We start from the raw sequence: 12,763 nt of genomic DNA, 5'->3' as shown, positions 1-12,763 counted from the left end.
GCGGTGAATGCGTCGGAACGGTCCCGTTCCGTATCGATAGCCTAACTGTCGGCGATAATGGAACGCAACCGTATCGTTCCGTTCTATTAGACTGGCTGCGATGACCGACTCGAACCGATCCCGGCCCGTTGCCGGTGCGGCCCTGCTGCGCGGGCATGTCACCGATGCGATTACTGCGGCGGCGTGGGACGAGATCGCCGAATCCGGTTATTCCCGGATGTCGATGGAAGCGGTCGCGCGTCGCGCCGGGGTCGGCAAGGCAGCGATCTACCGGCGATGGGCATCCAAGCAGGCCATGATCGAGCAGATCGTGGCGGACCTGGCGTGGAACGCCGTACCGGTGCCCGATACGGGGTCGCTGCGTGGCGATGTCGCCCGTTATGTCGCGGACGCCACCGACGCCCGAAACGATGAGCGCATGACCCGGATCGTTGCCGACCTGGGGGCCGAAGCCACCCGGAATCCGCGACTGGCCCAAGCCTTCTACTCCGCGCTGCGGCAACCCCGCAGGGACGCCGGCGCGGCCATGCTGCGCAGGGCGATCGAACGCGGCGAGCTCCCGGCCGACCTGGACACCGATCTCGCCTTGGACTGCCTGGTCGGGCTCGCTCACGCGCGACCCCAGACGCTCTCGGTCGCCGGCGATCTCGTCGATCCCTACCCGCAGCAGCGGCTGGTCGACGTCATCCTCACCGCCCTGACTGCTTGCCGGGCAGCGCTTGAACCTTGACGGCCTGCGGGCCACCGCCTCGCATCGACCGAAGGTCGTATCGGCGCCGGCGGCCGGGATTTCTGGGAATCGGTGAACTGGGCCTGGGTAGCCGCTCTGATGAAGGCCAAGGCGATTGTGCGCGATGAGCCGTGGTCAGCGAAGCTGCGGGACTCCGACCTCAAAGCAGAACTGTTGCGCAGGATCGAGCGGGATCATCAGGCCCGCTACGGCAGCGACTTCGATACCTGGTACCTGGGCACGCGCTTACGCGGCTGCATGGACAACGACGTGCAGGCCGAACGGGAACAGTGCTGGTCCGGATTCGATGCGCCGGAGATCGAGCATGCCCTGCTGGCCACGGTTGGTCTGTACCGCAGGCTCGACGAGCGCACAGCCGCGTGCCTCGATTTCGCGGTGTTCGATCACCAGCGCGTCGCAGAGGAATTACACACCATTCTCCGTTCTGGCCCGAATTAGACGGCAAAAGGTTCGCAATCGGTCGCATCTCAGAAGTCAGGCCCAGTCCTCGCACCAGTCGGCATCTACGTCAGCCGTTCTGCGTGTCCTGGCGCGTAGAGACCGAGTTCGTAGCCTGCGGAGTTTGTGGTGCGAGTGATGTTCGCGAGAAAAGCCACGCTAGGTACGGGCTCCAGGCCCCTCCGTGACAGTCGAATTCGGTGGCGTTCCTGCACACAACGAAACAGAGGGTATCCGGGAACAGATCAGGGTTGGTCCTGATGTGGAGACGAGCGACCTTCCATAGCGTCGAGGCATGTTCGATCTACTGCGCGGGAACCGGCTCGGAACAAGCCTGGCAGGCCTGCTGCTGACGGCTTCGGTAGCGACCGGGTGCGGAACGGAAGCTGGTCACGATCCACCGGCTCCCGCTCCCGGCCCGGCGGGTGTAGAGGTGACGGAGCAGCAGCGGGCCGACGATCGGGTGGTCGACCTCACCGTCGCTTCACCGGCGCTCGGCGGCTCCGCGGCGGTCCGTCTGATCACCCCGGACGGCTGGGCGGAGCGTGCGCCAGGCCGCACCTGGCCCGTGCTCTATTTGCTGCCCGGTGGCGACGGGGATCATCTGAGCTGGACGAACGACAGCGACATCGAGGTACTGCCGGAACTGCGGGACGTGTTGGTTGTGGTCCCTGGTATGCCCATGTTCGGCTTCTACAGTGACCGGTACAACGACGGCCGCGGTGGACCGCCCGCGGTGCGCTCCTTCCATCTCGACGAGCTGATTCCGCTGCTCGAACGCGACTACGGGGCGGGTCCGGACCGGGTGATCGCCGGCTTGTCGCAGGGTGGATACGGCGCGCTGATATATGCGGCGCAGCGGCCCGGAATGTTCCGGGCGGCGGCGAGCTACAGCGGGTGGTTGTCCCCGTTGCAGCGTGCCGAGGTGTTGCTGGCGGCAGCCCGGTTCGTCGGCGTCGACGGCCAGGGCTTGTGGGGGGATCCGGTGCGCGACCGAGCGGTCTGGGAAGCGAACGACCTCTACCATCTGGCCGATGCGCTGACCGGGTTACCGGTGTATCTGTCCAGCGGTGACGGCACTATCGGCGACCTGGACCCGCCCGGCACTTCCCGGGAACCGTTGTTTCCCGAAATCGACCGGCTGGCCGCGGAATTCCCACCGGATGTGGTGGACCTGACCGAGGCGGTGATGCACGAGAGCAGCCGTACCGTAGCAGATCGGCTGCGGGCACTGGGCGCCGACCCGGTCACCCATTTCACCGCCGGAACGCACAGCCCGCCGTACTGGGAACGTGAACTGCACCGCTCGCTGCCGATGCTGCTGGAAGCGTTGCGTTCGGACGGCTGACCCGCAGCGAACGCGGATGCGTTCCACCGGGGCTATTGCGTGGGGCTCACGTCATCGAAGATGCGGACCCGGGATTGGACGCACAAGCATTCGACACAAATCATTGCGAGAACCAAGCGGTGTACGTCGAGGACTTGTGCGTCACAGGATTAGCGCGCACCCGTTGGCGAAATCCGTCCACGACGCGGGCTGGGGGGTGTTCACCTGCATGCTGGAGGAGAAAGCCCACCGGTACGGCCGCACCTTCGGCAAGGTGGACCGCTGGTTCTCCTCCACTCAACTGTGTTCGGTGTGCGGGGTGCTGGGTGGGAAGAATCCCTTGCATATCCGGGAATGGGCATGCACCTGTGGCGCCCGGCAGGATAAACAGGTATTTCGAGTCCGGCTTTCGCTGGACCATGGGCGAGAGGCCCAGGCTCCATTGGGATCTCGGTCCGTGCCTGCGCCGGTGGTCATGCGGCCCAGACTGTTCCGCGTGCTTCGTACTCCAGCATCTCCTCGAGTCCGGTCACCACGTCGGCGCCGAGTTCGCGTCGGGCCAGCCATATGGCCAGTTCCAGCCCGGAGGTGATGCCGCCCGCTGTCACCAGGTCGCCGTCGTCGACCACCCGTGCGTTCTTGACGAGGCCACCGTGTTGTTCGAGCGTGTCAAGGGCACGGTGATGGGTGGTGCAGGGGCGTCCCTTTACCAGTCCGGCCGCGCCCAGCAGAATGGCCCCGGTGCACACCGATGTGATGGTGAGACCTTCGCGCGGACATTCCGTCAAGGCTAGAGGCAGGACACCACGGTCGATTTCTGCCCAGATCCCTGGCTTGTCACGTTGTGTGTAGCCACCGCCGGGTACGACCAGGATGTCCGCAGAGTGCGGCGACCACGGTTGGGTGACCTGGATCCCGGTGCCATACGCGGCACGCACCAGACCCGTCGGGCCTGTTGTCACGAAGTCGACGTCGACACCGTGTCCGGCGAGCATGCCCGCAGCCGAGAACACCTCGAAGGGCGCGATGAAATCCAACTCTTCGACACCGTCATACATCACGATATGGACTCGCAATCGCTCCTTTCGAGCGTTCGCGTGGGGTGCTTGGGGGGTCGTGGCTTCTTTCCCGGAGCTCGGTGCGCAGGCCGCCACGAGGGCAGTACTTCCCGCTGCGATCGCCTGCAACACACGCCTTCTTCTCAACTCTGCTCCCTCGCTTCTTACTCGCCCTCGATGGGTTTGCCGCGTGGCGTGTGGCGCGTTCGGTCATGCCCGCCGCGAAGCGGTGAAGCGCACAGACACGGCTCGAAACCGGTGTCGCGGTCTCGCACGGTATCGGCGACACAGCCGAGGGCTCGATGGTTCATGTCGTGTGGGACGTCGTAGGCCCGTCAGAGGTATTCCGCGACTACCTCGTAGAGCCCGGGGTGGGCGGTTGCCGCTTTTCGGGCCTCGTCGACAGAGGACACGACGGTCGGGTTCATTCCGGCTGCCTCACACGCTTCGGCGCTGTCCCAGTGCGCGACGTTGACCAACTGGAAGCGTGCATCGGGCAGCAGAGCACGGTGGAGGCGAACATCCCGGAAACCTGGTGCTGCGCGCATGAGCTCGGCGCGAGCGCGCCATTGTTCGACGAATTCGTCGATCCACTCGGCGGGGATCTCGATGACGTCGATGAACGTGACACCACGATCGGTCATGGGTGGTTGTTCCTTTCCAGGTTGTGATGTCACCGGCGGTGCGGTCGGCACGTAATCGGCTCGGGTCTGGCCGTCGTAGCGTCGATGGCGCCGTTGCTGTGGTCGTTCCGCTCTGCGGAACGCCAGATCGTGCCCCGGCGCTCGTATTCGAGAACCTCTTCGGCGAACAGAGCTGCTGCACTGCCGAAGAACCGATCGACCAGCCACAGCCCTAGATCGATCCCTGCTGTGACACCCCCGGAGGTCACCAGGTCACCATCGTCGACGACTCGGGCGGTGACGACAGTTGCGCCTTGGTGTCGGAGGTCTTCGTGCGCGATGTGATGCGTGGTGCACGGGCGTCCGGTCGTGATGCCGGCCGCGGACAGCAGCAGCGTTCCGGTGCAGGTCGCTGTGATGGTCAACCCGGGGCGCCGGGCCGCGGCCAGCGCCTGGGGCAGCGCTCCCCGGCGAACTTGCGCGTCCACTGCGGATTCGCTGCCGTAGCCTCCGCCGGGGACCATGAGGAGGTCGGCCGACTCCGGTGCCCAGGGGGAGCGCACAGTGACCTCGAGGCCCGAGAAGGTAGTGACGACCCCGGGACCGTCGACCGTAACGTAGGTCAGCCGAACGTCATCCATCAGACCGAGGACCGTCACCGGGCCGACGAAGTCCTGGTCCTCCACGCCGTCGTAGAGCACCGTGTGTACGTGAAGCATGTTCGGCTCCTCCGAAAAATGTTGTGGGCGAACCGAGTATTTCGACAACCGACGCCGGCGAACAGTGGCTCGAATGACAGCCTTACTTAAGATCTGGCCATGCATCGTGTCGCCGTGCTGGCCATTGACGGAGTCGTGGGTTTCGACCTGAGCATCCCGTGTCAGGTCTTTTCCACCGCACCCGGATACGAGGTCCGCGTCTGCGCCGAACGACGTGTGACCGCGACCGCCGCCGGACAGCAGATCTTCCGAATCTCCGCGCAATACGGCCTGGACGACGCTCGTGACGCCGATACGGTGATCGTCCCCGGCGTCGACCCCGACCAGCCGTTGCCCCCGCGGGCCGTACGAGTGGTGCGGCAGGCTGCAGAACGTGGCGCACGGGTTGCCTCGATCTGCACAGGGGCGTTCCTTTTGGCTGCCGCGGGTGTGCTGGACGGCCGCACAGCAACGACCCACTGGGTTCTCGCCGATCGCCTGGCCGCCGAATACCCGGCCGTCACAGTGAATCCGTCGATCTTGTTCGTCGACGATGGAAAGGTACTGACGTCAGCCGGTGTCGCGGCGGGACTCGACCTGTGTCTACACATGGTGCGACGTGACCAGGGCGCAGCTGTGGCGGCTGACACCGCACGGATGATCGTGATGCCGCCGCAACGGGCAGGCGGCCAAGCCCAATTCATCGAACGCTATGAACCCATCGACGACACTGATGCCCTGGGGCCGATTCTGCAGTGGATGCAAGACAACCTCGATACGCCGTTAACCCTCTCCGATATCGCAGCGCAGACCTCGATGAGCACCCGCACCCTGACGCGGCGGTTCCGCGCCTACACAGGTACGACACCGGCACAATGGCTGGTCCACCGCCGACTGCAACGTGCGAGAGAACTACTCGAGACCACCGACCTTCCGGTGGAACGCATAGCCCGGACATCAGGATTCGGATCGATCGAAACCATGCGGCATCACTTCGCCCGACATGTCGGCACCACACCGACCGCCTACCGCGCCGCATTCCAGCAAGAACAGGGCCTGGGGCATGGCACTCGGCTCGAACAAGGGCACAAGGCCGCTGGTCGGCCGCCGAGCTGGACGGCAACAGCCCCGCTCGTCTGAACCACTGTACTGAGGGCAACGGAGCGGCTTCGGGCGTGCAATCGGAAGTCGTTCGATCATGGCGAAACTCGAAGCTGCCCCGTATGGGCCGGCCGGTCAGCTCCTGACCTGGTGGATTGATCGCTCATGCCGCAGAGCACGCGGTCCGAATCTGCCGCCAGGGATGGAGAGCGGGCGATGACCGCTGTGGTCGGCGGGCGAGGACAGCAGGTTTTCGGAAGCGAACTGCTGACCCGCCGGGGGAGGATCGTTGGTGACTTCGACATCGAGGAGAACCATGCGAAGACGCTGCTGGGGTCGGCTGTTGCTGGTCGGCGCTGCGGTAGTGAACCTGTTGCCGACCGTCGCCGTCTTCTCTGTCGACCGGGCGTGCGCCGTGTATGGGCTCGAACCTGCCGAGGGGGATCTGCGGCTCCTATTGCGTCACCGGGGAATGCTGTTCGCGATCCTGGGTGCGGGTTTGTTGCTGGCTGTGTTCCGTCCGCGGTTGCGAACCGCCGCCATCACTGTCAATGCGGTGAGCATGGCCGGGTTCCTTGTGCTGGTTCCATTCGAACAGCCGGTGGGACCGGCGTTGCTACGCGTGGCGAAGGTGGATGCAGTCGGGTTGATCTTGCTGGCCGGTTCAGCGGTCGCATTCTGGAAGCGGAGAGACGGTGATGTCGGATGAGGACGGTCATTCTGGCCTTGGTGGCCTTGTTCTTCGGCGGGATGGGGCTCTATGCGCTTGCTGCTCCCGCTCTGCTGGCTGGACCGTTCCGGCTGACGGTGGCCACACCGGTGAGCCGATACGAGATCCGGGCGGTCTACGGTGGTTTCGGGCTGGCGATGGCAATGGTGCTGGTCTGGTCGGCCGTCGGCGACGGGGCGATGCACAGTGGCGCGGCGCTGACAGTGGGCGTGGCGTTGGCCGGTATGGCGGGCGGGCGCGTGCTATCCCGGTTGTGGGATAGTCCGACAGCATTCTACCCGATCTGGTTCTACTGCCTGGTCGAGGCAGTAGGGGCGGCTGTTGTCTTCGCAGTGGCCTGAGCGGGGTCACACGATCATGACAACAACGGCCAGCCAAGCCATGACAACAACAACCGGAACAGCCGCCGTACAGCGCCGTGTGGTGTGGCTGTGGCCGGGGCAGGTCGCCTATTTCGGTCCATCATTCCACCTCGATACTCATTCGGCCGCGGTCCATACTTTGGCCTTCGGTATCGATACCGCGTTCACCATCACGATGTCGGGTGGATCTGTTCGGCGACTACGCAGCGTGTTGATACCGGCGCGGACACCGCACCGGATCGAAGGCACGGGGCGCATGCTGTTCTTCTACCTGGATGCGCAGAGCGGCTGTATCGAAAGCGTACGCGGCAGGATGCGGGATCGATCGACATCGGCACCCGCCGACCACCGCGCCACGGCGGAGCTGCTCAGCTATCTGTCCGGCCCGGGTCGCCCCGATCCCGCCGAAATCCGCCGAATCGTTCTCGGCGGCAATGCTTTTACCCCCATCGACCATCGGATACGGCGGACGATGGAAACGCTTCTCGCCGATCCCGGGCGAGCGCCCGCCGCGACCGTCGCCGCCGCGGTGGCCGGATTGTCGGAGTCCCGGTTCCTGCACCTGTTCACAGCTCAGGCCGGGACCAGCTATCGCCGCTACCGGTTGTGGGCCCGACTTTTGTATGTCGGGGCCGCCGTCGCCGAGGGCGGGGATCTGACCGCTGCGGCCGCTGACGCCGGGTTTGCCTCCGCAAGCCATTTCAGTGACACCTTCCGGGCCTTGTTCGGGCTCACCGCGACAGCCGTCCTGTCGCAAGGTACCGAGATCATCATCATGGCGCGGTGATGCGAGGAATGAACGGCCGCTCGGCGAATCGGTGGTCCGAGGTGCGCGACTGGCGCCTTCCTGCATCTGGGGTTTGTGGCAGGGCGCTCTGTTGTTGCTATGTCAGCTCAGATCGCCTCGCAGCGGCGGATTTTCGCTCGTTGCGGGCGTGAACAGTAAGGTTTTTCGTCATGTCTTTGGATCTGTCATCCAACCCAGCAGAACACGCTCGCAAGACCAGGGAGGCGTATGACCGATTGGCGCCGGTATGGTCCGCGTCGACCGACGAGGGGCCCTTCAACGGAGAACTGGAAAGACCCGCGCTGCGCGAGCTGGTGCCGGCTTCACTGGACGGAGCTGTGGTACTCGATGCCGGCTGTGGTTCCGGTGCGCAATGCGAATGGTTTCTCGATGCCGGCGCCGAGGTGACTGGAATCGACATCAGTCCGAGAATGGTCGAGGAAGCGAAACACCGCTGCGCCGGGCGTGGTCGGTTCATGGTGGCCGATCTGGCCGAGCCCCTTCCGCTCGAAGCCGGATCCTTCGACGGGATCACCTGCTCGCTTGCTCTGCACTACGTTCACGACTGGGCTGTTCCGCTGCGGTCGTTCGCCGACGCGCTACGTCCGGGCGGCTGGCTCGTGCTCTCCCTGGATCATCCGTTCGGTCCGCCGTTGCCCGATCAGAACGGTGGCTACTTCGCTACCGAACTGGTGAGCGACACCTGGACCAAGAACGGAGTCGAAGTCACCCAACACTTCTGGCGCCGGCCCCTGTCGGCGGTAGTCGCGGCATTCGCCGACGCCGGATTCGTTGTCGATCGGATCGGCGAGCCGCAACCCAGCGCCGAGGCGCTCGAGCGGTGGCCTGATGAACTCGCTGCAGTGGCGGGAGTGCCGATGTTCATCGTGTACCGGTTGTTGAAGCGCTGAATCCCGATCGAGCTGAGCGCGGCGTCATCGCTTCAGCACTGCGTTCCTTCGACAGGGTGAGAATTCACCGACCGATATCGAGTGCTGCAAGCCGAGCGAGCAGGTGCCTGAAGCTAGCTGCTTCTCTCTCGGACAGGGTCGAGTGGAGGAAATCGTCCTCCACCGCCCTGACGCGCTTCTTGACCTTCATGTAGAGAGTGTGCCCACTACTGGTCAACCGGACAGTGCGCTGACGTTGATCACTCGCACGTGCGCGAGCGACGAGCTTGCGCGCGGTGAGATCGTCGAGATTCTTGCCCAATCGAGTGGGGTCGCGGCGGGTGCGGCGCGACAGCTCGACCTGGGACACGACGTCTGCCGATGCCAACTCGGTCACGATCGTGTACTCCCACATCGATAACCCGGCCTCGCGCAGGATCGGTTCCTCCAGCGCCGCAAGCCGCGGTAACACGCGAGCCATCAGCGCACCCAGGTCCTGCTCGTCCCCCGCCTCAGCCTTCTCGGACATGGACACCCTTCCGTATATAGTCTACCGTGGTAGAGGATCTGGCGCGGCTGTACCCGGCGCGTTCAGTCCCGACCCTAGAACGGTCCCCGGAATCTTTGAAATCCCCTCGGTCTCGATCGGGATGCGGAGACCAGCGAAATTGGAAGCGAGGACACGCAGTGGATGTATTGCTACTGCACACCCTGACCGAAGACCTGGCGTCGTTCCTGTCCGAGGTCACCTTGGGCGACCTCGGTTGCCCGGTGCCGTGCTCCGCCCGGGACGTGGGTGATCTGTACCTGCACCTCGTCGACCAGAACGTCAGTGTCGCCACAGCCATCACAGGCGAGGTGGACCCACGCGGACGGCAGGTCGACCCCATGGACCCGACCTCTCTTGGGGCGCTCGACCGCCGGTACCACGGCAGCGCCGGGCTCGAAGTGGGCTATCGATGGACCGCCCGCCTCATGGAGAACGCGTTCGCTTCCGTGACCGATACGAGTCGGCGCTGCCGAGTGGCGGCAGTTGGGGCAGATGTCGATGTTGCGAGGCTGTACGAGGAGCAAATTCGCAACACGGTCATTCATACCTGGGATATAGCTCAGGCGCTGGGCTTGCCCTATCAGCCGGCTCCCGGGGTCATCCGGCGGGTTCTGTGGACAACTGTTCTGAGGACAACACAGACACCGCCTGTCGTTGGCCCGGTGCTCACCGACACCTGGCCCGGAGTAGCCGATGACGCGGATGTCTTCGCCTGTGTACTCACCTTATTGCGACGTGGAGGGCCAGCGCGGGCCGGTGCAGGTCTTCACTCTGCAGGCTCGCAAGGTGGGCGTTGAGGCCAGGCTGGTATGGGCTGCGTTGTTGGCCGGAGAAACCATCGGCGCCCAACAGATCCTCGGCGGCGCAAGTCAACAAGCTCATCGGCTCGCTGCCACTGCTCCGCTGAACCAAGACCGCTGTACGCCATCGGCTCATTCACCCTCACCAGGACCGTTCGATACGCCGGCAGCCAACACCAGGCCCGGTTGTCGCACTATCGCGGCGCGCACATCTCCTCGCCTGAGCTGCACGGTTTCCGCAGATGCCGGCGTTGTCGACACATTCACCCGCTGTAGGGCATGGTGAGGTCCATGAACGCCCCCGACCCTGCCACCTCACCATCTCTGCCCGAGTTCCTCTATCATCCCGACCCAGTGGCTACGGGCTCGGTGGTTCCTTCGGACACGATGTGTGCGTGTTGCGGACAGTCCCGCGGATACGTGTATACCGGCCCGGTATACGCCGTGGCCGATTTGCACCATGCCCTTTGCCCGTGGTGCATCGCCGACGGTAGCGCTGCCGAACGATACGAGGCGCAATTCACTGAGATCGACGGTTCGGTTCCTACGGATGTTGTGATCGCTGTCGAGCAGCGCACCCCTGGTTTTGCCGGTTGGCAGCAGGAACGTTGGCTGACTCACTGCGGCGACGCAGCCGTCTTCCTCGGGCGTGCCGGAGCCCGCGAACTGAAGTCTTATCCAGATGCCCAGCAGCTCCTCGAAGCAGACTTCGGTGAAACCTTCCTCTCCGCACTGGACGCCGAGGGGCAGCCCACGGCCTATCTGTTCCGCTGTCGCCACTGCGTGCGGTACCTGGCCTACGCAGACTGCACATAACCACGCCCTCCAAGGCCGACGATCAGTCGGGCCGACATGGGGACGTAGGTGGAGAAAACTGGCCTCCTCGCCATACAGGAAGGTGCTGTTGCAGTATTAAGAGGCCGCACGAAAATGCCAGCACACTGACCTGCGGAAATGTTATTGGATGTCAGCCGTATGCCGCGCGAGATGCCAGCAGGCTGACCGCGGCGAATGCCACCGGCCAGGGGCGGGATTCAAGTGTTCCACCGACCAGCACACCTGAGCCGACAGACGCAGACGAACAATTGTCCGCTCATGTGGAATGCTGGTCGGGTTCGGGATGTGTCGAGGTATCAGGGGTGAGCCTGGCCATGTCGGCGTCGATGCGGCGTTGCTCGGTATCGCGGAGCTTCCGATAGTGCTCCATTCTGGTCTGGTCGCCGACTTTGTCGGCCGCGTCGGCAGCGATCCGCAACACCACCAGAGGCAAACCGGGCACATCGCGCGCCTGACGGTCCGCCTCGGCGAACACCGTCTCGGCCAACTCATTCTCTGCGGAGCAGACCAGCTGGAACAGTTCCCCCACATACATACGACCCAGCCCACCTCCGTCCACCCGGATACGCCATCGAGAGCTCGGCGACACTCGCGTAGCGCCTCCCAGGCGGCATGGTGGTCGCCGGCTCGGCGTTCCAATCCGGCCAGGGTCTGCCAAGCCGACGCCGAGTCCCAAGGGGTGTCGGCGTACACCAGGCTCTCGCGCTGCACTCGAGCCGCTTCGGCGTAGGCCTCCAGGTCAGCCAACTGGTAGCGGAGCTGGGCCAAGGTGGCCTTGTCCCGCTGACGGCCGGCCGCCCACCGGGCTAGCTCCCTGAGCGCCAGTTCACGGTCGCCTGCCAGTTTGGCGCGCTCGACCCACGTCAGCGGGTCCTCGTCGGCTGGATCGGTGGGGAAGCGCGACCGCTGGCGCTGCGACCACTCCGCCAAGCCCTCCTCGGATACGCACGACCGACCCTCCCCGTCGAGCAGAAGCTCGAGCACAGAGTCCTGGTCGGCATGCCCACTGTCGCGCACAAAGGCAATCGTGGCCCGCACTCCTGCAGCGAACAGGTACTCGAGGTCGTAGCCACACCAGGTGTCGAAGTTGGCCCGCTTGATCTCCCAGTGCAGCCACACATCCTCCACCTGTCGATGCTCGGCGAGCAGGAAACCGGCCAGCTCGGTCTCCTCGCTCAGCCCCTGGAACGGCGCCTCGTGGCGGCACCGCGCCTCCTGCTCGGCCAACCATCGAATCAGCGGGAGGTCGTCGGTCTTGCGGTCGTATTGCAACGCCCACAACGCCTTTGCGCGCCGCACCGCGTTCCGATCGCAGTCATGGCCGTCGGCGCCTGTGGCACGCTCATAACGCAGCTCCTCCCACTCGCCGGACGACCTCCGCATCCGCTCCAACTCACACTGCGCAGCCTCCATCACCCGCCCAGGGTCCCATGACCAGCGAGGCGTCTTATCACGCCGGGTCAGGGAACCGCTTGGACAACGCCACGCCTGTGCCTCGAACGCCGGACCGCGCGAGATGAACCACAGCGTCGAAACCCAGGTGTGGCGCTGGAGGTTCGAACGCTGCGCTGGTCGCCGCGCACCTTCAGCACGGCGATCTCGACACCACCCACGAGGACGGCGTAGGCACCCTCAACCTGCCCCAACGCCCGGCCACTCCAGGCGGTGCGCGAGGTCCACCAGCGGATGGCCCGGGTCGGTGGCCATGACCACCGGGTTATGACGTTGTAGTCGTTGTTTCGGTGTGATGCGGGTGGGTTGTTAGGGTGGCGGGGTGAGTTCTCCGGAGGCGTCCAGACGGTAGCCGCTCG

At 64.8% G+C, this 12,763-nt stretch carries 17 protein-coding genes; 11 read left to right on the top strand and 6 right to left on the bottom strand.

The window, feature by feature from the left end:
• Positions 1-100: 100 nt before the first annotated feature.
• The 4 genes from B0T44_RS05730 (at position 101) to B0T44_RS27845 (ending at position 3,108) form a co-directional block, all read left to right on the top strand.
• Positions 101-730, top strand: coding sequence for a TetR/AcrR family transcriptional regulator (locus tag B0T44_RS05730; protein WP_077115403.1), 630 nt, complete (start codon positions 101-103; stop codon positions 728-730).
• 39 nt (positions 731-769) lie between these two features.
• Positions 770-1,189 (top strand): aminoglycoside 6-adenylyltransferase, encoded by a 420-nt coding sequence (locus B0T44_RS05725; RefSeq protein WP_254893657.1) that lies wholly within the window; start codon positions 770-772, stop codon positions 1,187-1,189.
• A gap of 295 nt (positions 1,190-1,484) precedes the next feature.
• Positions 1,485-2,537: an alpha/beta hydrolase gene (locus tag B0T44_RS05720; protein WP_077115405.1), complete on the top strand. Its 1,053-nt coding sequence runs from the start codon at positions 1,485-1,487 to the stop codon at positions 2,535-2,537.
• 16 nt (positions 2,538-2,553) lie between these two features.
• On the top strand, positions 2,554-3,108 hold the full coding sequence (locus B0T44_RS27845) for a zinc ribbon domain-containing protein (RefSeq protein ID WP_342749232.1): 555 nt from the start codon (positions 2,554-2,556) through the stop codon (positions 3,106-3,108).
• Here B0T44_RS27845 and B0T44_RS05710 read toward each other — a convergent pair.
• The 3 genes from B0T44_RS05710 to B0T44_RS05700 all read right to left on the bottom strand — a co-directional run bounded on the left by B0T44_RS05710 (position 2,990) and on the right by B0T44_RS05700 (position 4,916).
• The gene (locus B0T44_RS05710) at positions 2,990-3,592 is read right to left on the bottom strand and encodes a DJ-1/PfpI family protein (RefSeq protein WP_217697445.1); all 603 of its coding nucleotides are present in this window, start codon (positions 3,590-3,592) and stop codon (positions 2,990-2,992) included. The genes B0T44_RS27845 and B0T44_RS05710 overlap by 119 nt on opposite strands.
• Positions 3,593-3,909: 317 nt before the next feature.
• Positions 3,910-4,218 carry an antibiotic biosynthesis monooxygenase family protein gene (locus B0T44_RS05705; RefSeq protein ID WP_081511665.1) on the bottom strand — a complete coding sequence of 103 codons (309 nt, stop codon included), beginning with the start codon at positions 4,216-4,218 and terminating at the stop codon, positions 3,910-3,912.
• A gap of 29 nt (positions 4,219-4,247) precedes the next feature.
• Positions 4,248-4,916, bottom strand: a complete 669-nt coding sequence (locus B0T44_RS05700) for a DJ-1/PfpI family protein (protein WP_077115407.1) — start codon at positions 4,914-4,916, stop codon at positions 4,248-4,250.
• Positions 4,917-5,015: 99 nt separating this feature from the next.
• On the opposite strand from B0T44_RS05700, the gene B0T44_RS05695 reads away from it, so the two are divergent.
• The 5 genes from B0T44_RS05695 (at position 5,016) to B0T44_RS05670 (ending at position 8,786) form a co-directional block, all read left to right on the top strand.
• Positions 5,016-6,035 carry a GlxA family transcriptional regulator gene (locus B0T44_RS05695; RefSeq protein ID WP_081511661.1) on the top strand — a complete coding sequence of 340 codons (1,020 nt, stop codon included), beginning with the start codon at positions 5,016-5,018 and terminating at the stop codon, positions 6,033-6,035.
• Positions 6,036-6,312: 277 nt separating this feature from the next.
• Positions 6,313-6,705 (top strand): hypothetical protein, encoded by a 393-nt coding sequence (locus B0T44_RS05685; RefSeq protein WP_077115409.1) that lies wholly within the window; start codon positions 6,313-6,315, stop codon positions 6,703-6,705.
• On the top strand, positions 6,702-7,067 hold the full coding sequence (locus B0T44_RS05680) for a DUF4345 family protein (protein WP_077115410.1): 366 nt from the start codon (positions 6,702-6,704) through the stop codon (positions 7,065-7,067). Before B0T44_RS05685 ends, B0T44_RS05680 begins: the two co-directional genes overlap by 4 nt.
• 16 nt (positions 7,068-7,083) lie before the next feature.
• Positions 7,084-7,875, top strand: coding sequence for a helix-turn-helix domain-containing protein (locus tag B0T44_RS05675; protein ID WP_081511657.1), 792 nt, complete (start codon positions 7,084-7,086; stop codon positions 7,873-7,875).
• Between the two features lie 170 nt (positions 7,876-8,045).
• Complete coding sequence (locus B0T44_RS05670; protein WP_081511655.1) at positions 8,046-8,786, top strand: class I SAM-dependent methyltransferase; 741 nt, start codon at positions 8,046-8,048, stop codon at positions 8,784-8,786.
• Between the two features lie 64 nt (positions 8,787-8,850).
• Here the strand turns inward: B0T44_RS05670 and B0T44_RS05665 are convergent, their stop codons facing one another.
• Positions 8,851-9,300, bottom strand: a complete 450-nt coding sequence (locus B0T44_RS05665) for a MarR family winged helix-turn-helix transcriptional regulator (protein ID WP_139347699.1) — start codon at positions 9,298-9,300, stop codon at positions 8,851-8,853.
• 20 nt (positions 9,301-9,320) lie between these two features.
• On the opposite strand from B0T44_RS05665, the gene B0T44_RS28475 reads away from it, so the two are divergent.
• Positions 9,321-10,112: a maleylpyruvate isomerase N-terminal domain-containing protein gene (locus tag B0T44_RS28475; RefSeq protein ID WP_081511653.1), complete on the top strand. Its 792-nt coding sequence runs from the start codon at positions 9,321-9,323 to the stop codon at positions 10,110-10,112.
• Here B0T44_RS28475 and B0T44_RS26965 read toward each other — a convergent pair.
• Positions 10,036-10,197 (bottom strand): hypothetical protein, encoded by a 162-nt coding sequence (locus B0T44_RS26965; protein ID WP_175647939.1) that lies wholly within the window; start codon positions 10,195-10,197, stop codon positions 10,036-10,038. The genes B0T44_RS28475 and B0T44_RS26965 overlap by 77 nt on opposite strands.
• A gap of 197 nt (positions 10,198-10,394) precedes the next feature.
• Between B0T44_RS26965 and B0T44_RS05655 the strand changes: the two genes are divergently transcribed.
• A complete protein-coding gene (locus tag B0T44_RS05655; protein ID WP_368025928.1) occupies positions 10,395-10,931 on the top strand; it encodes a CbrC family protein in 537 nt (178 codons plus the stop codon).
• 277 nt (positions 10,932-11,208) lie between these two features.
• On the opposite strand, the gene B0T44_RS27495 is transcribed toward B0T44_RS05655, so the two are convergent.
• The gene (locus tag B0T44_RS27495) at positions 11,209-11,487 is read right to left on the bottom strand and encodes a hypothetical protein (RefSeq protein ID WP_217697446.1); all 279 of its coding nucleotides are present in this window, start codon (positions 11,485-11,487) and stop codon (positions 11,209-11,211) included.
• Positions 11,488-12,763: the final 1,276 nt, after the last annotated feature.

Source organism: Nocardia donostiensis (assembly GCF_002081715.1).
In the GTDB taxonomy this organism is placed as follows: Bacteria; Actinomycetota; Actinomycetes; order Mycobacteriales; family Mycobacteriaceae; genus Nocardia; species Nocardia donostiensis.
Note: the sequence above shows the minus strand (reverse complement) of the source record. Positions and strands in the feature narration are given on the sequence as shown.

Excerpts from the sequence above, each read along its gene's own strand:
- B0T44_RS05730 (WP_077115403.1), top strand. The coding sequence starts at position 101 with ATGACCGACTCGAACCGATCCCGGCCCGTTGCCGGTGCGGCCCTGCTG.
- B0T44_RS05720 (WP_077115405.1), top strand. The coding sequence starts at position 1,485 with ATGTTCGATCTACTGCGCGGGAACCGGCTCGGAACAAGCCTGGCAGGC.
- B0T44_RS27845 (WP_342749232.1), top strand. The coding sequence starts at position 2,554 with ATGCGTTCCACCGGGGCTATTGCGTGGGGCTCACGTCATCGAAGATGC.
- B0T44_RS05705 (WP_081511665.1), bottom strand. The coding sequence starts at position 4,218 with ATGACCGATCGTGGTGTCACGTTCATCGACGTCATCGAGATCCCCGCC.
- B0T44_RS05700 (WP_077115407.1), bottom strand. The coding sequence starts at position 4,916 with ATGCTTCACGTACACACGGTGCTCTACGACGGCGTGGAGGACCAGGAC.
- B0T44_RS05695 (WP_081511661.1), top strand. The coding sequence starts at position 5,016 with ATGCATCGTGTCGCCGTGCTGGCCATTGACGGAGTCGTGGGTTTCGAC.
- B0T44_RS05685 (WP_077115409.1), top strand. The coding sequence starts at position 6,313 with ATGCGAAGACGCTGCTGGGGTCGGCTGTTGCTGGTCGGCGCTGCGGTA.
- B0T44_RS05680 (WP_077115410.1), top strand. The coding sequence starts at position 6,702 with ATGAGGACGGTCATTCTGGCCTTGGTGGCCTTGTTCTTCGGCGGGATG.
- B0T44_RS05675 (WP_081511657.1), top strand. The coding sequence starts at position 7,084 with ATGACAACAACGGCCAGCCAAGCCATGACAACAACAACCGGAACAGCC.
- B0T44_RS05670 (WP_081511655.1), top strand. The coding sequence starts at position 8,046 with ATGTCTTTGGATCTGTCATCCAACCCAGCAGAACACGCTCGCAAGACC.
- B0T44_RS26965 (WP_175647939.1), bottom strand. The coding sequence starts at position 10,197 with ATGAGCTTGTTGACTTGCGCCGCCGAGGATCTGTTGGGCGCCGATGGT.
- B0T44_RS05655 (WP_368025928.1), top strand. The coding sequence starts at position 10,395 with ATGGTGAGGTCCATGAACGCCCCCGACCCTGCCACCTCACCATCTCTG.
- B0T44_RS27495 (WP_217697446.1), bottom strand. The coding sequence starts at position 11,487 with ATGTATGTGGGGGAACTGTTCCAGCTGGTCTGCTCCGCAGAGAATGAG.